Genomic DNA, 20,055 nt, shown 5'->3' on the forward strand with positions numbered 1-20,055 from the left:
AAATAATCAGGTAGGGTCGAAGAGAAACTGAGCAGTCAATCGACGATACGTTGCGGCCCGTCCGCGAGCAGACACTCGGCTTGTCCGACCATGTCCTCGATCACACGTCCAGCCGACTCGACGCCTTGGATCACTCCGGCGACTTCCCCCATCAAAACGCCGGTGTTCTCAGCATCGCCAGCATAAAAAGCGTCCCAATAGTCGCTGCTCTGGGTGGCCAGCGTCTCCTCTTCAGCCAACTGACCTTCGCGGCCATGCCAGGCGGCGACAAATCGATTCCTCAACACACGCGCGACGAATTCGTCTGTCGGCCAACGATAATTCCGGGCAATGTCGACGGTTGTGGTCTTGATCGTCTTGTCGCCATCGGCGGCGATGATAGCCTCCTGGAATCCGCGCGGCGCAGCGGACTCTGCAGCCGCAATGAACCGCGTGCCGACAAGCACGCCGTCGGCGCCAAGCATCAATGCCGCGGCAAGCGCTCGACCGTCGCCAACGCCACCCGCCGCCACGAGAAGCGTCTCCGGCGACTGTTTCGCGAGAAGATCGGCAATCTCGGGAACGAGTGTGAAGGTCGAGCGATGACCGCTGTGGCCGCCGGCTTCTTTGCCCTGCGCCACAATTACATCTGCGCCGACGTCGAGTGCCTCGCGGGCATGCAACATCGACTGGACTTGGCAGATGATAGGCACTCCCGCTTCTCTGATATGTGCGGCGAAGGGCGCAGGCGAGCCGAATGAAAGCATGAGCGCCGCGGGTTGCCGCTCCAATACGCGGTCGAGCAGATGCGGCCTGGTTGCCAGCGACCATGTGATAAAGCCGCATCCGACCCGCGCGTTGCCTGCGGCGGCAAATTCCTTGTCCAGCCAGGCTTCGTCGCCGTAGCCTCCGCCGATCAGACCGAGCCCGCCGGCATGCGATACCGCTGCTGCAAGCCGTCCGCCTGCCATCACGCCCATCGGAGCGAGGAGGATGGGATGCCTGATCGCGAAACGCTCTGTCAGTCGGGTTTTCAGGGGCACGTTTGCGCTCGTCAGATCATCAAAGGCGATGCACAATAGCAGGATAGTGGTCCCGCTTACACCGCCAGAACCGGGAAGAGAGTAGGGCGCTTGGCGTTTGAGACGACCGCGAAGGGCAATCACTCCAAGTTTGCGCCGCCCCTCGCCCCTTGCCTTCTCCCCTTGTGGGAGAAGGTGGATCGGCGCGCAGCGTCGAGCCGGATGAGGGGTGTTGGACGGAGCGCCGTCCTTGCCAAGCTGGAGCACCCCTCATCCGACCGCTTCGCGGCCACCTTCTCCCACAAGGGGAGAAGGAAAGATTGCCCATCTCAGCCCCACTTCATCTCGCCGGTGGCGACCTTGGAGCCGATGTCGAGCGCGACGCCCATGCCGAGGCCGGGGAAGCGGGCTTCCATGGCGCCCTTGAGCGCGGCCGCGTCCTTGGCTTTGGCCAGTTCTTCCTCGAAGGCAATGAGGTAGGCCTTGGTGTGCTCGACGCCCGAGAGATCCGTTGCGGCCTGCGGCGTCATGTGGCCGGGCACGACGATTTCAGGCTTGGCGGCCGCGATCTTTTCGAGATTGGCGAGCCAGGCGGCGCGCTGTTCCCCAGTCGGCGTGTCGGCGGTCCAGACATGCACGCCCGAAAAAATCATCACCCCGCCGAACACCGCATTCAGCGACGGCACCGAGAGGTAGCGCCGGTTGGCGAGGCCTTCCGCATCGACAATCTCGATTGTCTCGCCATCGACGGTGAGCGTCTTGCCGTCGAACACTTCGGGGATGACGACATCGGCGAGCGCCTGCGGACCGTTCTCCTTGAGCTGCGGCCCCCAAACGGCGATCTTCTTGTCGACGCTGCCGTTGATGGCGGCCACCGTCTCGGCTGCGGCGATCACCCGTGCCTGCGGGAAAGCCTCCTTGATCGGCTTGAGGCCGAAATGATAGTCCGGGTCGGACTGGCTGACATAGATGGTGGTGAGCGTCTTGCCCGTCGCCTTGATCGCCTCGGCCACGGCTCGGCCGTCGGAGTAGGTGAAACCGCCGTCGATCAGCAGCGCCTCGGAAGCGCCGGTGATCAGCACGGGGGCGCGAAAGAAGCCGTTTTCGCCGGCGGGAAAATGTTTCCAGGAAAGCCCGCCGGCTGCATGGCCAAGCCCGGCGGGAGCAAAGACGGCAGCAGCGCCGGCGGCGAGGGTGGTTTTCATGATGGCTCTCCGTGTGAACATGATTGTCTCCTGGGGCTTTGGAATGCGGACTTCGGGCGGCTGCCGCGCAGCCTCGATCTCAGGAAGATGGCAAAGACGGAATGCGTATTGAAGGCCAACAAAATAGACGTAATGTATGCCATCGCCTGACAATGAGGTCGCATTTGCCATGAGCCGCGCATGAACCTGAACCGGCTGGCCTACTTCGCGGCGGTGGTCGATGCCGGCTCCTTCACGCGGGCCGCCGAGCGGCTCGGCATCACCAAGGCGGTCGTCAGCCAGCAGGTGGCGCGGCTGGAGCGCGATGTCGGAACGACGCTGCTGATCCGCACGACGCGGCGGGTCCATCCGACCGAGGCCGGCCGGACATTCCATGCCCGCTGCCTGCTGGTGCTGCAGCAGGCCGAGGATGCCTTCGACGAGCTCGCGCAAGCCACCACCGAGCCGACCGGCACGCTCAGGATCGCGGCGCCCAACGACTACGGCACGTCGGCGGTGGTGCCGGTGGTCACCGCCTTCAGCGCGCGCTATCCCGCCTGCCGGGTGGAGCTGACGCTGGGCGACGAGACGATCGACCTGGCGTCCGGTGGAATGGACGTGGCGATCCGCGTTGGCTGGCTGGCCGATTCCAGCCTGCAGGCGCGGCGGATCGGCACCTTCAGGCAGTTCATGGTGTGCGGCGCCGAGTTTGCCGGGCGGTTCACGGCTGCCGAACCGCAAGACCTGGCCGGGCCACCCTTCGTCGCCAACATGGCGCTGCGCGAACCGCTGCTGTGGCAATTTTCGCGCGGCGACGACGCACATCACGCGGTTCGCATGCAGGCAACGATCGCCATCGACGCCACGCCGGCAGTGCTGGCCGCCGTCCGCGCCGGCGCCGGCCTGTCGGTGCTGCCGGATTTCCTGGTGCGGGACGAACTGGCCGCAGGGCGGCTCGTCCAGATCCTGCCCGAGTGGCGGTTGCCCTCCGGCGGCATCTACACGGTCAATCCCGCCGCGCGCTTCCGCCCGCCCAAGGTGACGAGGTTTGTTGAGATGCTTGTCGCGGCCGAGCAGCGGACGGGTTCAGTCGCGGAGGGGAGCGCGCTGTGAAATGTCACGCGCGTTGTTGGAGGGATGGTCTTCGCTCAAGCCTGCCGGGTCAAATCGACTTCAGGTATTCGATCAGATCACTCTTTTCCTGATCGGTTAGGTCAAGGCTCAGATGACCGTCATAGTGCTCGACAACGTCATCGAGTGTGGCGAACCGCCCATCGTGGTAGAAACCGCCCTTGTGAATTTTCTCGATGTCCCAAAGGGCTCGCAGCGATGCCGTCCGGTAGCGCTCGTCCGGAGATCGCATCGCCTGGAAATCATCGATCCCTATCTCGTCGGCGGTATGCAGGTTCCAGCCTGGTTCCGTGAAGAGCGGTGGCACGTGGCAAGTGCCGCATTTGGCCTTGTCGTTGAAGAGAACCTCTCCTTTCTCCGCAGCGGCGCTGTCGAAGGCGCCGTCCGGCGGTTTCGGTGTCGGCAGCGAAAGTTGATAGAAATGGAGCGCCGGCAACTTGGCCGTAATCCGGTCCTGCTTGTCCTGCTTGTGGCCCTGCTTCGTTCGTGCTGCGACCGGATACTTCTCGGCGTCATCAAGGCGCGGATCGTAAAACACGCCTTTCCCGTGCATCTCGAGATTGCCCACATAAGCGTTCCAGTAGCTCACCGTGCCCCAGGCTCCGGTCCATGTGTGGTTGTTTACACCGGCCAATCCGAATGCCGCCGGATTGAGCGTGGCGGCCGTCTTGCCGTCCGGCCGGAATGCTTTGCCATCGAGGTTCAGTTCGGCATCGAACTTCCCGGGACCCCACGCCTCAACCGCCTTCTTCACCTCCGCTTCGGATATCTGCAGCATCTCGGTGAACGCCGTGAGATCAGGTGCGAGGGCAACGATCGCGCCGATATTCAGGTCACGGTTGGGCCAGCCGTCCAGCCGTTGTCCGATCCCGGGCGCATAGGCGTCATCGACGGTTGAATGGCACACCGCGCATTGGATGCCCACCGAAGTCAGCGTCTTTCCGTCCTCGGCGAAGAACCCGGTCACCCCGACAACGGCATTGGCTCTCAGCAGGACAAGCGTGCTCGCGGGATCTGCGAGGTCGACCGCGCCCTTGTTGAGCGCATCGGCCACATCCTTGGGAATGGCGTTCACATCGACCTTGAGGCCGAGTTCGAGGGCTTTCTGTGGGCTCAGGCCGGGCCCCGTGCCGCCCAGCTTCTCACCTGCGATTGCCTCGTGGAGTTTAAGTTTGCCGCCCCAGAAATCCTCGCTGCCGAAGGTGTCGAAGCGGAATGTCTCGCGGCCTTCCTCGAGATATCGCTTGGCCTGCTCGGCGGCAGCGTTGTCGAAATCCTTCCCGCTTATTTTCTCTTTCGCGCTCATTTGAGCCGCGGCGGGGATCAAGCTTGAAGACAGGAGCAGAGCGAAAATTGTTGCTGTACCGTTGAAACGCAAGGGCATGTCACGTCCCTCCCAAAGACGATTGCCAATCGGCGGTCATCTTTGGTTCGCGGGGGCCACGCGAAACGGAATGCAGCCGAAGCATTAGAACATTCTAAAACAACAAAGGTTCCGGCGCCGATTGTCGAAAGGCTTCTCGACGATTCGCCAACCGCACGCCGGTCACCGGATGACCGCCGTGGCAGAGGTGGACCGGCATTCTCGCTTTTGACCGACGACACGGCTTTGAATGAGCCGGCTACCTATGCGCATGCAGGCCACGATCGCCATCGAAGCAACGCCGGCAGTGCTGGCGGCCGTCCGCGCCGGCGCCGGCCTGTCGGCGGATTTCCTGGTGCGGGATGAGCTGGCCTCAGGGCGGCTCGTCCACATCCTGCCCGAGTGGCGCCCTCCCTCCGGAGGCATCTACACGGTCTACCCCGCCGCGCGCTTCCGCCCGCCCAAGGTGACGAGGTTTGTCGAGATGCTGATTGAGGCTGAGCGGGAGGTGGGGTCGGGCGGGGAGGGGGCGCTGTAAGCCGGGCCGAAGCTGCCGATCTCCCCCCTTGAGGGGGAGATGCCCGGCAGGGCAGAGGGGGTCGGTTCGACCGGACGCGGCCTCCTCCCTTGCGACAGTGGAGGTTGGCGCATTACGCGAGACGACCCCCTCTGGCCTGCCGGCCATCTCCCCCTCAAGGGGGGAGATCAGCCGTCATCGGCGCTCGCCCTCATCACGCCTTCCCCATCACAGGCGCATATTCAAGCGCCACCACGCCGTTGCTGAAGGGCGTGGCCGAAATCAACTCGAGCGGCACTTGCTCGCCGGGCGGGAACAGCCTCTTGCCCTGGCCGACGGCGCCGGGATAGCTGAGCAGCCTGATGCGGTCGACCATGCCGTGGCGCAGCAATTCCTGCGCCACGCTCAGGCTGCCATGCACATAGATGTTGCCGCCGCTGCTTGCTTCAGCTCCCTGATCGCATCAGGCAAGGCGCCCTTCAGCAGCTCGGCCGGTTTCCAGTCGAGCCCCTTCAGGCTCGTCGACGCGACATATTTCGGCAGCGCGTTGAACCGCTCGGCGAAGTCTCCGGTTTCATCGGGCCATGAGCCGGCGAAGATCTCATAGGTCGTGCGCCCCAAAAGCATGGCGCCACTGTCCGCAAGCTCGTCCTGCTTGAACCTTTGCATTTTCATCGTTCCAGATCACGCTGGGCAGCTTCTCGACCTCGGCGATGCCATCGACGCTGATGAATTCGGTGACGATAAGTTTTCTCATTGCGCTCTCCTTTTGTCAGAGGACGGATAGCGCGGGCCTTTTGCGACAGGCTCTGGGAAAAGAGTGCGGTCGCTTGTTAGGGGGGTTCCTTATTCGCCTCCAAAGGACCGATACATGGGGAAAAGCTTCTCCGACCTGGACTAAGTTCCCAAGATCGGATTGGTGTTACATCTGAGGCAGATATTCCCAAAGAACGCATTGCAGGAAGATCATGGGATTCGGGATCTTCATTCACCGCTCAGATTCGATCTACAATGACCGTCCCGCAGAGCAGTACCAATTTCCTCGCCCGTACCTAAGCCGCGTCAAAGCATGCGTCGGCAATTGGATCATTTACTATGAGCCTAGCAGGGTAAACGATACCCGTGGCTATTACGCCGTAGCCAAAGTCCAACAGATCATTCCCGATCCTGTGACGCCTGATATGTATCTCGCTCTGATTGAGCCCGGAACCTATCTCGATTTCGTCAACCCTGTTCCATTTAATGGAACCGACGGTCTCGTTGAGCGAGGCTTGCTCAACGTTGAAGGACAGATTTCCGGTCGCGCCCAATCGGCCGTCCGCCCACTCAGCCCGGCCGATTTCAACCGCATTATCGATCTAGGCCTGGACACGAACGAGTTGTTGCTGCCGCGCGTTGATGAGACCGGCACATCTACCGGTTTTCAGGATGAGCAGGCGCCATTCGAATTCGAGCAGAGCCGTGATCGCGTAAACTACATCGGATCGCGAATTGTACGGGACCGCATTTTCCGTCGCATCGTCTTGCGCGCCTATGACGAGCGCTGCGCGATCACGGGACTGAAGTTGATAAATGGCGGCGGTCGAGCAGAGGTTTCAGCCGCCCATATTCGGCCGGTCGAAAAGAACGGGCCCGATGTCATCAACAATGGGATCGCGCTGTCTGGTACAGCGCATTGGATGTTCGATCGCGGGTTGATCAGCCTATCCGATAATTTGGAAATCCTGATCTCGCGGCAGGTCAACGACCTTGATAGCGTGCAGGTGTTCATAAACAAGACTCGCCGCGCACTTCCACCGGGCCGACAGTTTGAACGCCCGCATCCTCATTTTTTGCAATGGCATCGCGAGAACTGTTTTAAGCAGTGAAGCACCACCGGCGTGGGAGCGTGTTGGTAGGGAACGGCCGCCTCTGACCCTGCGCCGCCCGTCGTTCGGTCATGCCACAAGGTCCGCATCGGGTGGGGGCTTTTTTGCCTGTCCCCGATTGGATCTGGTCGTAGTTACGGGCTGGCTACAGGTGGGCAATACCGGCTTTCAGCAGTCCTTCGCGGACGTGCTGCGCATCAGCCTCCTGGGCATAGTGCAGGGTGGCGATAAATGAATCGAGGTCGAATTGGGGATCGAGCGTTCTGATCTTGCCTAGATGCGCCGCGGCCGCGATTTCGTCGCCGAGCCAGCCGTAGCAGGCAGCGGCGAAAGCGTGCTGAACCGAGTCCATGGTTGACAGATGCATGAAAGCTTCGATCGCCTCGCCATACTGGCGCGCGGCGAAATGCGCCTTTCCCAGATGGCTCCAGAACCTCTCCGGGTGGTGCGGGTTCAACTGCATTGCCTTGCGGATCCATTCAATTCCCTCTTCCGGCCTCCCCAGCCACGTCAATAACTCGCCTTGCTGCACCACCACGAGGTCGTAATTGGGATTGAGGGCCAGCGCCCGCTCTTGATGGTAGCGCGCTGTGGTCAGCTCATTGTTGTTCACGTTCACTGCGGCGAGGATGCGGTGGACATCGGCATCGTTGTCGTCCAGCGCCAGCGCCTTGTCCAGCGCTGCCATGATGTCGTTCCAGACGCCATCCTTGTCTTCGCACCAGTTATGAACCCAGGCCTGGCCAAGGATGCAGGCCCGCCAGGCATGGGCATGGGCATAATCGGGGTCGAGCGCGACGGCCCTGCCTATCAAGGTTTGCGCGCGTTCATTATCCGCAATCGTGCTTCGGTGATGCAGCACCTTGGCAGCAAGCACACATTCATACGCGGCCATGTTTGCAGGTTTCGCCCGCGCGAGCTGGTCCCGCTGGGCCGCCTCGACACGACCGGGCAGCGTGGCTGCGATCGCCGCGGTCACCTCATCCTGAATCGCGAATATGTCGTCCAGCTTCCGGTCATATTTGTCTGCCCAGATATGAGCGTCATTCGCCGTGTCGATCAGCTGAACCGTCACGCGCACCCTGTCGCCGATCTTGCGGACGCTTCCCTCCACCAGGTATTGGACGTCGAGTTTCTCGGCCACTTCGCGCACATTCACGGCGCGGTTCTTGTAGACGAAGCTGGAATTGCGCGAGATGACGAACAGCTCATGGTGGCGGGACAGTTCGGTGATGATGTCCTCGGTCAGACCGTCCGCGAAAAATTCCTGCTCGGGGTCGCCGCTCATGTTGTCGAATGGCAGCACCACTATCGAAGGTTTCGAAATGGATCGCTTTGCCTCGACTTCTGGCAGGACAGCACTGTCAAACCCAATGCGATAGAGGCGAACCGGGCGGCTGATGTTCTTTAACGTCTTCTCGCCCAGGTCCTCCATGGCAATTTCGAGACGGTCGGCAATTTGGGTCGCCACCGCTGCGGTCACGCAGATACCGCCGACGTCGGCGAGTTGCTCGATGCGCGCGGCTATATTGACGCCGTCGCCGAAAATGTCGTCATCGTCGAAAATGATGTCGCCGAGATTTATGCCGATCCTGAATTCGATACGCCGTTCTTGCGGCACGTCCGAATTGCGCCGTTTCATGCGCTGTTGGATTTCCACGGCGCATTTCACGGCATCGGTCACGCTCTGGAACTCAACGAGCATGCCGTCTCCGGTGGTCTTGATGATCCGGCCCTTGTTCTTCGCGATGGCGGGATCGACCAGTTCTATGCGATGGGTCCGAAGGCGTGCGAGCGTGCCGGATTCGTCGGCCTCCATTAGCCGACTGTAGCCCGCCATATCGGCAGCCAGAATTGCGGCTAGTCTCTGTTCCATCGCCTGAACCAAAAACCAAGCCTATCCTTCCTGGGCTGCCAAATCCAGCAATTTGGGCTTGCGGCTGAATCAAGAAGTCTTCCTACCGCAGCAGCAAGGAATGGCTGATCAGAACCTTCCGCCTTCCGCCAGGCGGCTGCGAACTCGATCGCATCAATGGCGGGAGGGATCCGCGCGGCGTCAGACCGGAAACGTCCGATATGAACACGGACCATAGTGGCTGCACTCGCTGACGTCTGCAAATGGCGCAAAGTGGTCGTAGATCACGGCACCTGGCAGAAATCTTAGACACGCCCAAAACCAAATCTATCCCTCTTGCCATCCCCACATCCTTCCCCTAATCTCCCTCTGAGAAAACCTTTTCCCAAACCGCCCGCACCGCTGACCTCACCAATCGGCGCCTCGCAGGCCAACAAGAGAAAACCTTTTCCCAACTAAGGAAATATGCCGCGCACCATGGCATCCGACGCTCAGCCAGTCTTCACCAAGCCAGTCACCCTCCGCGAGGTGGCAGCGCTCGCCGGCGTCAGCGTCGCCACGGCCTCAAAAGCGCTGAACGGGCAGGGGCGGATGACGGCCGAGACGCGCGAGCGGATTCGCGAGACGGCGCAGCGGCTGGGCTTTCGCCCGAACAGCCTGGCGCAGAGCCTGTTGCGGCGGCGCTCCTTCACCGTCGGGCTGCTCACCAACGACACCTATGGCCGCTTTTCGCTGCCGGTCATGTCGGGCATTTCGGATGCGCTGGTCGACAAGGGCGTCTCGGTGTTTCTGTGCAATGTCGAGGACGACCAGCGCCTCGGCCAGCTCCATGTCGATGCCATGCTCGACAAGCGCGTCGACGGCATCATCGCCACCGGCAAGCGCATCGATCGCCATCTGCCGGTCGACCTGTCCAATCTCGGCGTTCCCGTGATCTACGCCTTCACCCAGCCCGATCCCGGCGCCATCGCTTTCGTGTCTGACGACGCGGGCGGCGCGCGCCTGGCGGTCGAGCACTTTTGGCGGCTCGGGAGGCGCCGCATCGCCCATGTCACCGGGCCGGCGAGTTTTGCGGTGGTGCACTCGCGGGCGCAGGCCTATCGTGACGTGCTGACCGAGAAAGGCTTGCCGGTCATGGAACCATTGCTCGGATCGTGGTCGGAAGCGTGGGGTCACGAGGCGGTGAAGACGCTCTTCGACGGCAAGCTGTCGAAGGGTGGGCACGAAAAACCCGATGCCGTCTTTTGCGGCAACGACCAGATCGCGCGCGGCGTCATCGACGCGCTGCGCGAGCGCGGGCTTGATGTGCCCGACGATGTCGGCGTCATCGGGTTCGACAATTGGCAGATCGTGGCCGAGGCAACCCGCCCGCCGCTGACCTCCGTCGACATGAACCTGGCGGCACTCGGGCGCGAGGCCGGTCTTACGCTTCTTTCGCTCGTCGGCGGCGAACCCGCCGAGCCGGGCATCCGAAAACTGCCGTGCCGGCTGGTGGTGCGTCAGTCATGCGGCCGTCCGCCGGGCGGCTGAGATTAAGACGCCGTGCTGGGAGCGCGGCCTAATCAGAACCATGAGGAGGAGAACCATGAGAACTATGATTGCCGGGTTCGCGCTTGCCGCGAGCATCTTTGCCTTACCGGCGGCCGCCGCCGAGACCGCCAACATCTGGGTCCGCGCCGACGGCTCGAACTTCATGCCGCGCATCGTCGATGCCTTCAACAAGGGGCATGAGAACCAGGTCAAACTGGACATCATTCCCAATGCCGAGATCATCCCGAAATACGGCGCTGCAGCCGCCGGCGGCACAGCACCCGACGCGCTCTCGCTCGACCTGATCTACACGCCGTCCTTCGCTGCCGCCGGCCAGCTGGAAGACATCACCGACTGGGCGAAATCGCTGCCTTATTTCAACAGCCTGTCGCCGGCGCATGTCAAAACCGGCACCTACAAGGACCGCATCTACGGCCTGCCGTTCTCCGCCGATAGCTCGGTGCTGATCTGGAACAAGAAGCTGTTCAAGCAGGCCGGTCTCGACCCTGAAAAGGGCCCGACCAACTGGGCCGAGATCGAAGCCTATGCCGAGAAGGTCAACGCGCTTGGCGGCGACATCAAGGGCTTCTATTTCTCCGGCAATTGCGGCGGCTGCAACATCTTCACGTTCACGCCGCTGATCTGGGCGTCGGGCGGCGACATCCTCACCGAGGACGGCTCGAAGGCGACGCTCGACAGCCCGCAGCTGCGCGGCGCGATCGACCTCTACCGCTCGATGGTCAAGAAGGATCTGGTGCCGGCAGGCGCGCAGACCGACACTGGCTCCAACTTCTTTGCCGCCTTCGCTGGCGGCAATATCGGCATCTCGCCGTCCGGCGCCTTCGCCATCGGCGCGCTGAACACGCAATACCCAGATATCGACTATGGCGTCACCTTCCTGCCGGGCAAGGATGGCGGCTGGTCGTCCTTTGCCGGCGGCGACAATTTCGTCGTCACCAAGGGCACCACGAAGATCGCGGTGGTGAAGGAGTTCCTCGATTTCGCCTACTCGCTGGAAGGCCAGACCATCCTGGCGAAATACGGCAGCCTTCCCGTGCGCGGCGACATCGCCAATGAGGCGCTCAAAGAACTCGACCCGCGCTACAAGGTCGCCGCAGAGGCCATGGCCAAGGGTCGCACGCCCTATTCGGTGGTGTTCAACGATCTGATCAACTCCGCCAACGGTCCGTGGAACCAGATGGTCAACGAGGTCTTCTTCGGCGAAGACGTCGATGGCGCCATCGCCAACGCGCAGGAAACCATGCAGTCGATCATCGACTCGGCGCCGCAGCAGTAGGCGCCGGCTACCTCCCCCTCGAGGGGAGGTCGGACCGCAGGTCCGGGTGGGGTCGTTGCGGCAGTGCTCGACGTTCTTTTCTGTCGGCGCGCGTCAGAGAGGACCCCACCCCCGGCCTTCGGCCGGACCCTCCCCTCAAGGGGGAGGGGGACGCAGCGCTAACGGAAGAACAGGCATGACCTTAATCGCTACAACCATCCCGGCGGATGAGCGCCAGCCCCACCTCCCCCTTGAGGGGAGGTCGGACCGCAGGTCCGGGTGGGGTCGTCTGCGAAGTGCTCGACGTTCTTTTTCGTCGGCGCGCTGCACGCAGGACCCCACCCCCGGCCTTCGGCCGGACCCTCCCCTCGAGGGGGAGGGGGACGCAGAGCCATGACCACCATCGCAGCAACCTCCGCCCCAGCGCGCCGCCGCAAACTGGTCGGCGCCGGCCGCCGGCAGTGGATCGGCCTGCTCTATGTCGCGCCGGCCGTCGCCCTTGTCGTCGTCTTTTTCATCGTCCCGCTCGGCATGACGGCGTGGATGTCGCTGCACAACTGGCCGCTGATGGGCGCACACTCCTTCATTGGCCTCGACAATTACTGGGCGATCCTGCGCGATACCAGGTTCTGGAACGCGCTGCGCTTCACCGGCTACTACACGGTGATCGTCACCATCGCGATCTTCGTCGTCGCCTTTCCGCTGGCGCTGTTCATCGAAAGACCGCGGCAGATGACCGGCTTCTACCGGACGTCCTTCTTCATGCCGGCCGTCATCGGTTTTGCCTCGGCCAGCCTGCTCTGGTCGTGGCTCTTGAATGTCGATTCCGGCCTGTTCAGCCCGGCCGCCTTCGAGCTCGGCCTGACCGAAAAGAAGGTCAATCTGCTGGCGACCTTCCAGCCGGCGTTCTGGTCGATCATCGCCATGGTCGTCTGGAAGGTGGCGGGCTTCACCATGATCATCCTGATGACCGGCCTGCAATCCATACCGCCGGATCTGCAGGAGGCGGCGATGATCGATGGGGCAGGGCCGCTGGCGCGGTTTCGCGCTATCACCTTGCCGCTGATGCGCCGCACCCTGGCGCTGGCGCTGATCCTGTCGGTTGCCGGCTCGGTGCTCGCCTTCGACCAGTTCTACATCATCCTGCGCGGCGGGCCGCGCAACCAGACGTTGACCGCCGTCTACTGGATTTTCAACCAGTCATTCGTGTCGTTCAAGCTCGGCTACGGCGCCGCCCTGTCGATGATCCTGCTGGTCATCCTGGTCGCGCTCAGCCTGATCCAGCTGCGGCTGCTGCGCCAACCGGAAGGCGTCGACTGATGGCGCAGGCACGCAGCCGCAAACGCCGCATCGGCATGCAGATCGCCGAGCACGCGACGGGCATCATCGCCTCATTGCTGTTCCTCGCGCCGATCGTCTGGACGGTGCTTTCGGCCTTCAAGCCGGCGCAGGAATCGCGTCAGCCGCCGCTGCCGCCCTGGCCGACGACGGGTTTTTCGGTCGAGAATTACGCCACGCTCAATACGTTCGGCGACGGCCTGTGGCTGCCGGCGCAAAACAGCATCTATGTCTCGGTCATGACGGTGGTGCTGTCGGTGATCGTCAGCGTGCTGGCCGGCTACGGCTTCTCGCGCTTCCGCTTTCCGCTGAAGAACCTGCTCTTCGTCCTCATCCTGTCGACGATCATGATCCCGTTCCAGTCGATCCTGACGCCGATCTTCCTGGTGCTGACCAAGATCGGCCTGCACAACACGCTGACGGGGCTGGTCTGCGTCTATGTCACGCTGCAGCTGCCGTTCTCGATCTTCATGATGCGCAACGCTTTCGATGCGGTTCCGCGCGAGATCGAGGAAGCCGCCCGCATGGACGGTGCCAACAATGTCACCATGCTCTTGAAAGTGATGCTGCCGCTGGTCTGGCCGGGCATCGTCACCATCGCGCTGTTCGCGTTCCTCGGCGCTTGGAACGAATTCCTGGCGGCGCTGGTGCTGATGACCGACCAGTCCAAATTCACGCTGCCGATCATGATGACGGCGCTTCAGTCCGGCCGCTTCGGCGCCATCGACTGGGGCGCGGTGCAGGCGGGCGTCACCGTGATGATGGTGCCATGCCTGGTGCTCTTCCTGCTGCTGCAGCGCTTCTACATCCGCGGCCTCATGGCAGGGGCCGTGAAGTGACCTCTATCGAATGGAGTAAATCATGACCGCATCGCAATCCGCCAAACCGGCCGCCAATCCGGGTAAGCCGAAGCTTGCCTTCCGTCCGCTGCCGGTGCCACAGGTCGATATCAGAGGCTTCTGGGGCGACCGTGTCGATGCCGTCGCCACCAGGACCGCCGATATCCTCTATGACCGCTGCGTCGAGGCGCGCATGCTGGAACAGATCGACCCCGACCGGCCATCGCCCGGCGTCGTCATTCCGTTCCACTCACCCTCGCCGGACGAGGCCGCCGCCGCCGGCAACGAGTTCACCGGATCGACGGTGACGACCCAGATGTTCTGGGACAGCGATTGGGGCAAGACCATCGAGACCGCCGCCTATTCGCTCTACCGCCGCCGCAATGACGATCTGGAGAAGAAGATCGACGCCGTCATCGATATGTACGGCAAGCTGCAGCAGCCCGACGGTTATCTCTCCAGCTGGTACCAGCGCATCCAGCCCGGCCTGCGCTGGACCAATCTGCGCGATTGCCACGAGCTCTATTGCGCCGGCCATCTGATCGAAGGCGCGGTCGCCTACTACCAGGCCACGGGAAAACGCAAGCTGCTCGACATCATGTGCCGCTATGTCGACCATATCGCCGAGACGTTCGGTCCCCAGGCCGGCAAGAAGAAGGGCTATTGCGGCCACGAGGAGATCGAGCTGGCGCTGGTCAAGCTCGCGCGGGTCACCGGCGAGCAGAAGTATATGGACCTCGCAAAATACTTCATCGACCAGCGCGGTCTTGAGCCGCATTATTTCGACGAGGAGGCGCGGGCCCGCGGCACCGACCCCAAGGCCTATCATTTCAAGACCTACGAATACAGCCAGTCGCACAAGCCGGTGCGCGATCAGGACAAGGTCGTCGGCCATGCGGTCAGGGCGATGTATCTCTATTCGGGCATGGCTGATATCGCGACCGAATATGGTGACGACACGCTGCGGGTGGCGCTCGACCGGCTGTGGGACGATCTCATGACCAAGAACCTCTACGTCACCGGCGGCCTCGGCCCATCGTCGCACAATGAGGGTTTTACCGCCGATTACGATCTGCCCAATGAAACTGCCTATGCCGAGACCTGCGCTTCGGTCGGGCTGGTGTTCTGGGCCAGCCGCATGCTCGGCATGGGCCCTAATGCGCGCTACGCCGACATGATGGAGAGGGCGCTCTACAACGGCTCGATTTCAGGCCTTTCGCTCGACGGCTCGCTGTTCTTCTACGAGAATCCGCTGGAAAGCCGGGGGAAGCACAACCGCTGGAAGTGGCATCGCTGCCCGTGCTGCCCGCCCAATATCGGGCGCATGGTGGCTTCGATCGGCAGCTATTTCTACAGCCTGTCGGACGACGCGCTGGCTGTCCACCTCTATGGAAATAGCACGGCTCGTTTCGATATCGCTGGCGGGCCGGTGACCTTGACCCAGACCAGCAACTATCCTTGGGACGGGGCAGTCTCGATCGCGATCGAGCCCGAGGCGCCGACCGAGTTCACCTTGCACCTGCGCCTGCCGGCCTGGTGCCGCAAGGCGGCGCTCAAGGTGAACGGGGAGGCAGTCGATCTGGATGATGTAACCAGCGACGGCTATGCCGCGATCCGCCGCGAGTGGCGCAAGGGCGATCAAGTCGAGCTCGGCCTCGAAATGGCGGCCGACCGGCTCTACGCCAACCCGCAGGTGCGCCAGGATATCGGCCGCGTCGCGCTAGCCCGCGGTCCGCTGATCTATTGCGTCGAGGAGACCGACAATGCCGGCCAGTTGCACCGCATCGCCTTGCCACGCACGGCAAAGATCGAGGCGCGTGAGGAGCCCAACCTTTTGGGCGGCGTCGTAACGCTCTCGGTAGATGCCGAGAAAGAAGCCTTTGAAAACTGGGAGGACGGGCTCTATCGCACCGAACCGCCGGCGGTGGAGGAGACGAAAGTCACCGCCGTTCCCTATTTCGCCTGGGACAACCGCGACCCCGGCGAGATGCTGGTTTGGCTGAGGGACTCCTGATCCGCGAATGCGGATCTTGAGCCGGCGAAAGGCATGTCTTGAATTTGCCCCGACAGCGCTAATTTAGAGGAGAGAGTGGCGTCAGCCACTCGTATGGGTGGAGGCAGAGTTGGCGCTCGAAGATGTCGCGCGTCCGAGCGCCGGCGGTCGCTCTATAGCCGTAGCCGTCGCGGCGGTGCCGTTGCTGTTCGTGATCAGCGGGCTGGCCATACGCTATGCGGCATTTTCTTCGGTATCGGAGGAAACAGGTTTCGCGGCTTATGCCCGTGCGCTCTGCCGGTGGGATTGCGCCTGGTACATTGGTATCAGCGAACTAGGTTATGAGCGCTTTCCCATCCAAAACCAAAGCAATGTCGGTCGCTGGGGCTTCTTTCCACTCTATCCGATGCTGGTGGCGGCAATCCGGGTTGTTTTCCCTTTCCAGTCGATACTGGTCGCGACCGTCACCTCCATTGTTTGCAGCTACGCCGCCTGTCTGGTGGCATGGCCGTTGCTGGAGAAGAACATGCGGGCCTATGTGCTGTATTGCGCCTTTCTGCTCAGCGGCCCGTTCTCCTTCCACTTCACGACTTTCCTGACCGAACCTCTTTTCGTGCTCCTGACTTCGTGCGTTTTTCTGGCGCTCAAACGCTCCAGCTATCTGGCCGCGGGTGTCTCATCCGCGCTCCTGTCGGCGACGAGGCTCGTCGGGGTCCTTGTTGTGTTTGCGACCGTCATTCAAATGTTCAGGGAACACCGCGAGCAGGGCGGATCGGCGCTGTCTTTTCCACGCTGGGTGCTTGGCCGGCCGGATCTGCTCGTCGCTATCTTCATCTCACCTGCCGGTTTGTTCGCTTACATCCTGTTTCTTTATCTTACGATCGGGGACGGCTTTGCGTTCTTGCATGTCCAGCGCGCATTTGGACGGGTAGCGGGCAATCCACTCGTCTTTTTATGGGACGGGCTCTCCGCCGTTCCGGCCACCGGCTGGCTGCCCACGGCGCCGCAGTGGAGCGCGCTCGCCGCGATCACTGGACTGGCGCTGTCGGCGGTTCTGGCTGCCCGCAGGCAATATGGCGCTGCGCTGTTCTGTGCGCTCTGCATCATCCTGCCATTGATCACCAACCTGGCCTCGATGGTCAGGTACGTCATTGGGCTTGCGCCTCTGACAATGTTGCTGGTCGTCCTGTTGTCGGCATCGAGGCTGACTTACCTAGCGGCTTTGGTTCTCTTCCTGGGCACCTGTTATTTCATGACTGTGGCGTGGATCGGGGGCTACCTTGCCCTGGTCTGACACTCTAGTGCCCTACAGACGCGCCGCCTGGCTCAGCGGCTACGCGTTCGCGGCGGTTCTGGCCGGGTCCGAGATCGTCATCCTTGCGCTTGCTCTCAATCCGAACGTCAACGCCGACTATCGCGCCTATTACATCGATAAAACGACCACGTGCCTCAACCGCGATGCCATCGGCAGCTACACACTTGGCGAGACGGTATCGTTCCGCAGCGACGGCGCCAAACGGGCAGCCAGCATAAAGGTCTGCGGCTGGTCGGGGTCGGCAGGCGACGGCACCCATTCGCTGGGCGAGACCTCGCGGCTTCGCCTGGAGATACCGCCGCTCGGTCACGGCTTGGCTGCCACGCTGCAAATGGCCGCCGTCATTCGGCCACCACAGATCACGCAGAGGGTTGTGATCTCGGTGAACGGGGTTCGGGCGCAGGCGGTGACGCTGTCTGGCAAAGAACCACGAACGGTCTCGTTCGTCATTCCACCGGCAGCTCTCAGCAAGACCGATACACTCGACATCGCCTTCGACTATCTCGACGGCATTCCGCCAACTCCGGCCGCCAGCAACATCTACAAGCGCTCCATTAAGCTGGTGTCGTTCCGGCTGGATGCTGTTGACACGGATTAGGTGGGGCGGTCGCCTTGCCGGCCGGGTCTTCGCTGCGCAAAAACCCATCGGTCGAGCATGAGAAGATTGATCGCTGGAATAAGCAAGCACGTAACCAGAATGGCAATGATGGGCGACAGGCCGAGTTTCGCCGTCAAAAGCGCCGGCGCCGCGTAAGCCATGGCGAAGCCTGTCGCCGTCAGCAGGACAAAACGCGCAGCTTCCGATCGATGCGAGCCGCTCGACATGAAGGTCACTGATTTATGGGCGAGATACGAAAACATAGCGGCCGCGGCGTAAGCCGCAAGCGACGCTTGGACGGGCGTGACGTCGATCCATTCCGATTTGATCAAAACGGTAGCCAGGACAGCATAAAGGATCGTCGCAGCAATGCCGACCAGCCCGAAGCGCGCCAGCAGCTTCAGCCCGGCACCGGCGGTCGAACGGCCCTCAGACATGGGCGCTGCACGCATACTGGGCTCCGAGTGGCAGTGGCGCGAGCAGGCGCTCGAGTTTTCTGGCGAAAGGCCTGGCCGAGGGCAGCAGCAGGAAGTGCTCAGATCTGACATCCCGAAAACCCGTCTCCTTAAACAGGGACGCTGCTTTAGTGGCGTTGAGCAGGACTGCGTCCTGGTCGAATGGACACCGCAACACCGCAAGACGCGTCAGCAGATTATAGGGATTGTGCTCGATGATGCAGGCGACGCCGCCCGGCCGCACGACGCGCCGCATTTCCCGGAAGAAATCGAGCCAGGAGACGGGCGGAACGTGATGGACGACGCAACTGGCGAAAGCCAGATCGAACGCGCCGTCCTCATAAGGCAAGCGCAGCGTGATGCACGCGCGATAGGTCACACCTGGATTGTCCCGGCCGGCGCGCAGGATCGATTCCTCCGAGACGTCGCAGCCATCCAGGCTTTCGAACGCGCCTTCGAGATAAGGATGGAGCGAACCGACGCCGCAGCCGATATCCAGCGCTCGCACATTAGCCCCGCCCTGCCGAAGCCCTCGCTCGACGACGAGACGCCGCAGCAAGTCTGCCTTGGCGATCAGAAAGAAGTCGTGCCTGAGGCCGGAAAACCGGATGGATCCTGCGACCGCCTCGCCATAATTTGATTTATAGCTGTCGAAGAGTTCGGCCATCAGCCGAGGCTCCGTTCCTAGGTTTTCGAAGCGATCTTCGGCTCTCACCAAGAGGAGCGGCACGCATCGCCTTATCGAATCCGGTGACCCGATCGATCACGTAAAGCGGACGGCGTTTCACCTCGGCGTGGATACCGCCGACGTAAAGTCCGACCACGCCGGTCATGAAAAGATTGATGCCGCAAAGCAGCGACACGATCACCACGGTGGATGTCCAGCCGGCAATGATGCCGGTTTCAAAAATCCAGGCGAAGATGGCGTAAGTGCCGAACACTGCCGCAAGCGCGGAAATGGCCAATCCGCCCCACAGAGCCATGCGCAGCGGCTTCTCGGAGAAGCTGACGATGCCGTGAACGGCAAGGTGCATCATCTTCCAGAATGGGTATTTGGTCTGGCCCAGGGTCCGCGCCGGGCGTTCGAAAGGCACCGCCGTCTGCTTGAACCCCATCCAGGCGAACATTCCCCTGACGAAACGGTCGTGTTCGGGCATTTGCTTGAAGGTTTCCAGCGCCTTGCGGCCGACCAGGCGGAAATCGCCGACGTCGCGCGGGATGTCGACCGACGTCATTTTCTCCAGCAGACGGTAGAAGAGACTCGCCGTAACGCGCTTGAACCAGGATTCGCCCTCACGCTTGACACGGCGGGCGTAGACGATCTCGAAACCTTCCTTCCACTTCGCCACCAGATCGAGAACCACCTCCGGCGGATCTTGCAGGTCGGCATCCATGACGATGACGGCATCACCCGCAGCCGCGTCCATGCCGGCCGTGATCGCGACTTGGTGGCCAAAATTGCGGGAAAGCTCGATCAGCCGGAAGCGCGGCTCGACGGCGACCACGTTCCGAAGGTATTCGACGCTTCCATCGAGGCTTCCGTCATCGACGAAGATCGCCTCAGCCTCTCCGTCCAACCGGCAGATCAGCGAGCTGATCCGCTCGATCAGTCGAGGCAGTACCTGCTCTTCATTGTAGATGGGAAGGACCAGCGAGTACCGTGGCGGCGACACATTCACCGCAGTCCTGATGCCTTGGATCACAGAGTCTCGCATGCGGTTGAAAATGGAACGCAAGCTACAAAGTTCCAAAGGTACACAAGAAATTGCTAATTTAATGGTTTCGGTCAGAT

18 protein-coding genes and 1 pseudogene are annotated in these 20,055 nt (G+C 62.0%); 10 read left to right on the plus strand and 9 right to left on the minus strand.

Going from position 1 to position 20,055, the window contains the following annotated elements; translation table 11 throughout:
• Positions 1–35: 35 nt before the first annotated feature.
• Positions 36–1,022 (minus strand): NAD(P)H-dependent flavin oxidoreductase, encoded by a 987-nt coding sequence (locus tag RPG13_RS17360; RefSeq protein WP_127290499.1) that lies wholly within the window; start codon positions 1,020–1,022, stop codon positions 36–38.
• Positions 1,023–1,330: 308 nt separating this feature from the next.
• Positions 1,331–2,227: an MBL fold metallo-hydrolase gene (locus RPG13_RS17365; RefSeq protein ID WP_337125595.1), complete on the minus strand. Its 897-nt coding sequence runs from the start codon at positions 2,225–2,227 to the stop codon at positions 1,331–1,333.
• A gap of 159 nt (positions 2,228–2,386) precedes the next feature.
• Between RPG13_RS17365 and RPG13_RS17370 the strand changes: the two genes are divergently transcribed.
• Positions 2,387–3,298 (plus strand): LysR family transcriptional regulator, encoded by a 912-nt coding sequence (locus RPG13_RS17370; protein ID WP_337125597.1) that lies wholly within the window; start codon positions 2,387–2,389, stop codon positions 3,296–3,298.
• A 49-nt stretch (positions 3,299–3,347) separates the two neighbouring features.
• Here the strand turns inward: RPG13_RS17370 and RPG13_RS17375 are convergent, their stop codons facing one another.
• Entirely contained in the window at positions 3,348–4,622 is a 1,275-nt protein-coding gene (locus tag RPG13_RS17375) for a hypothetical protein (protein WP_337125599.1), read from the minus strand.
• A gap of 313 nt (positions 4,623–4,935) precedes the next feature.
• Here RPG13_RS17375 and RPG13_RS17380 point away from each other — a divergent pair.
• A pseudogene (locus tag RPG13_RS17380) lies at positions 4,936–5,217 on the plus strand (LysR substrate-binding domain-containing protein); the annotation flags it as partial.
• A 193-nt stretch (positions 5,218–5,410) separates the two neighbouring features.
• Here RPG13_RS17380 and RPG13_RS17385 read toward each other — a convergent pair.
• Both RPG13_RS17385 and RPG13_RS17390 read right to left on the minus strand, forming a co-directional pair.
• Positions 5,411–5,599, minus strand: coding sequence for a dihydrofolate reductase family protein (locus tag RPG13_RS17385; protein ID WP_337125601.1), 189 nt, complete (start codon positions 5,597–5,599; stop codon positions 5,411–5,413).
• A gap of 2 nt (positions 5,600–5,601) precedes the next feature.
• Positions 5,602–5,865, minus strand: coding sequence for a dihydrofolate reductase family protein (locus RPG13_RS17390; protein ID WP_337125603.1), 264 nt, complete (start codon positions 5,863–5,865; stop codon positions 5,602–5,604).
• Positions 5,866–6,164: 299 nt separating this feature from the next.
• Here RPG13_RS17390 and RPG13_RS17395 point away from each other — a divergent pair, with 299 nt between their 5' ends.
• Entirely contained in the window at positions 6,165–7,064 is a 900-nt protein-coding gene (locus RPG13_RS17395; RefSeq protein WP_337125606.1) for an HNH endonuclease, read from the plus strand.
• 145 nt (positions 7,065–7,209) lie between these two features.
• On the opposite strand, the gene RPG13_RS17400 is transcribed toward RPG13_RS17395, so the two are convergent.
• Positions 7,210–8,940 (minus strand): adenylate/guanylate cyclase domain-containing protein, encoded by a 1,731-nt coding sequence (locus RPG13_RS17400; protein WP_337125608.1) that lies wholly within the window; start codon positions 8,938–8,940, stop codon positions 7,210–7,212.
• 456 nt (positions 8,941–9,396) lie between these two features.
• Here RPG13_RS17400 and RPG13_RS17405 point away from each other — a divergent pair, with 456 nt between their 5' ends.
• The 7 genes from RPG13_RS17405 to RPG13_RS17435 all read left to right on the plus strand — a co-directional run bounded on the left by RPG13_RS17405 (position 9,397) and on the right by RPG13_RS17435 (position 17,808).
• Positions 9,397–10,449 carry a LacI family DNA-binding transcriptional regulator gene (locus RPG13_RS17405; protein WP_337125610.1) on the plus strand — a complete coding sequence of 351 codons (1,053 nt, stop codon included), beginning with the start codon at positions 9,397–9,399 and terminating at the stop codon, positions 10,447–10,449.
• Between the two features lie 55 nt (positions 10,450–10,504).
• Entirely contained in the window at positions 10,505–11,746 is a 1,242-nt protein-coding gene (locus tag RPG13_RS17410) for an ABC transporter substrate-binding protein (RefSeq protein ID WP_337125612.1), read from the plus strand.
• Positions 11,747–12,118: 372 nt separating this feature from the next.
• Positions 12,119–13,045, plus strand: coding sequence for a carbohydrate ABC transporter permease (locus tag RPG13_RS17415; RefSeq protein ID WP_337125614.1), 927 nt, complete (start codon positions 12,119–12,121; stop codon positions 13,043–13,045).
• Positions 13,045–13,902, plus strand: coding sequence for a carbohydrate ABC transporter permease (locus RPG13_RS17420; protein ID WP_337125616.1), 858 nt, complete (start codon positions 13,045–13,047; stop codon positions 13,900–13,902). Before RPG13_RS17415 ends, RPG13_RS17420 begins: the two co-directional genes overlap by 1 nt.
• 22 nt (positions 13,903–13,924) lie before the next feature.
• Positions 13,925–15,916, plus strand: coding sequence for a glycoside hydrolase family 127 protein (locus tag RPG13_RS17425; protein ID WP_337125617.1), 1,992 nt, complete (start codon positions 13,925–13,927; stop codon positions 15,914–15,916).
• Between the two features lie 109 nt (positions 15,917–16,025).
• Complete coding sequence (locus RPG13_RS17430) at positions 16,026–17,189, plus strand: hypothetical protein (protein WP_337125618.1); 1,164 nt, start codon at positions 16,026–16,028, stop codon at positions 17,187–17,189.
• Positions 17,190–17,196: 7 nt separating this feature from the next.
• Positions 17,197–17,808 (plus strand): hypothetical protein, encoded by a 612-nt coding sequence (locus RPG13_RS17435; RefSeq protein ID WP_337125619.1) that lies wholly within the window; start codon positions 17,197–17,199, stop codon positions 17,806–17,808.
• On the opposite strand, the gene RPG13_RS17440 is transcribed toward RPG13_RS17435, so the two are convergent.
• Genes RPG13_RS17440 through RPG13_RS17450 form a run of 3 tightly spaced genes read right to left on the minus strand, consistent with a single transcriptional unit; the run spans position 17,805 to position 19,978 of the window.
• On the minus strand, positions 17,805–18,260 hold the full coding sequence (locus tag RPG13_RS17440; protein ID WP_337125620.1) for a GtrA family protein: 456 nt from the start codon (positions 18,258–18,260) through the stop codon (positions 17,805–17,807). The genes RPG13_RS17435 and RPG13_RS17440 overlap by 4 nt on opposite strands.
• A complete protein-coding gene (locus RPG13_RS17445; RefSeq protein WP_337125621.1) occupies positions 18,238–18,930 on the minus strand; it encodes a class I SAM-dependent methyltransferase in 693 nt (230 codons plus the stop codon). The genes RPG13_RS17440 and RPG13_RS17445 overlap by 23 nt, the downstream gene beginning before the upstream one ends.
• Positions 18,905–19,978 (minus strand): glycosyltransferase family 2 protein, encoded by a 1,074-nt coding sequence (locus RPG13_RS17450; protein ID WP_337127029.1) that lies wholly within the window; start codon positions 19,976–19,978, stop codon positions 18,905–18,907. Before RPG13_RS17450 ends, RPG13_RS17445 begins: the two co-directional genes overlap by 26 nt.
• Positions 19,979–20,055 lie beyond the last annotated feature (77 nt).

Origin of the sequence: Mesorhizobium sp. ISC15 (assembly GCF_037162615.1) — a bacterium.
Lineage (GTDB): Bacteria > Pseudomonadota > Alphaproteobacteria > Rhizobiales > Rhizobiaceae > Mesorhizobium > Mesorhizobium mediterraneum.

Coding starts and splice junctions, on each gene's coding strand:
- RPG13_RS17410 (WP_337125612.1), top strand. CDS start 10,505: ATGAGAACTATGATTGCCGGGTTCGCGCTTGCCGCGAGCATCTTTGCC.
- RPG13_RS17405 (WP_337125610.1), top strand. CDS start 9,397: ATGGCATCCGACGCTCAGCCAGTCTTCACCAAGCCAGTCACCCTCCGC.
- RPG13_RS17390 (WP_337125603.1), bottom strand. CDS start 5,865: ATGCAAAGGTTCAAGCAGGACGAGCTTGCGGACAGTGGCGCCATGCTT.
- RPG13_RS17375 (WP_337125599.1), bottom strand. CDS start 4,622: ATGAGCGCGAAAGAGAAAATAAGCGGGAAGGATTTCGACAACGCTGCC.
- RPG13_RS17425 (WP_337125617.1), top strand. CDS start 13,925: ATGACCGCATCGCAATCCGCCAAACCGGCCGCCAATCCGGGTAAGCCG.
- RPG13_RS17445 (WP_337125621.1), bottom strand. CDS start 18,930: ATGGCCGAACTCTTCGACAGCTATAAATCAAATTATGGCGAGGCGGTC.
- RPG13_RS17440 (WP_337125620.1), bottom strand. CDS start 18,260: ATGCGTGCAGCGCCCATGTCTGAGGGCCGTTCGACCGCCGGTGCCGGG.
- RPG13_RS17395 (WP_337125606.1), top strand. CDS start 6,165: ATGGGATTCGGGATCTTCATTCACCGCTCAGATTCGATCTACAATGAC.
- RPG13_RS17450 (WP_337127029.1), bottom strand. CDS start 19,978: ATGCGAGACTCTGTGATCCAAGGCATCAGGACTGCGGTGAATGTGTCG.
- RPG13_RS17420 (WP_337125616.1), top strand. CDS start 13,045: ATGGCGCAGGCACGCAGCCGCAAACGCCGCATCGGCATGCAGATCGCC.
- RPG13_RS17365 (WP_337125595.1), bottom strand. CDS start 2,227: ATGTTCACACGGAGAGCCATCATGAAAACCACCCTCGCCGCCGGCGCT.
- RPG13_RS17370 (WP_337125597.1), top strand. CDS start 2,387: ATGAACCTGAACCGGCTGGCCTACTTCGCGGCGGTGGTCGATGCCGGC.
- RPG13_RS17400 (WP_337125608.1), bottom strand. CDS start 8,940: ATGGAACAGAGACTAGCCGCAATTCTGGCTGCCGATATGGCGGGCTAC.
- RPG13_RS17415 (WP_337125614.1), top strand. CDS start 12,119: ATGACCACCATCGCAGCAACCTCCGCCCCAGCGCGCCGCCGCAAACTG.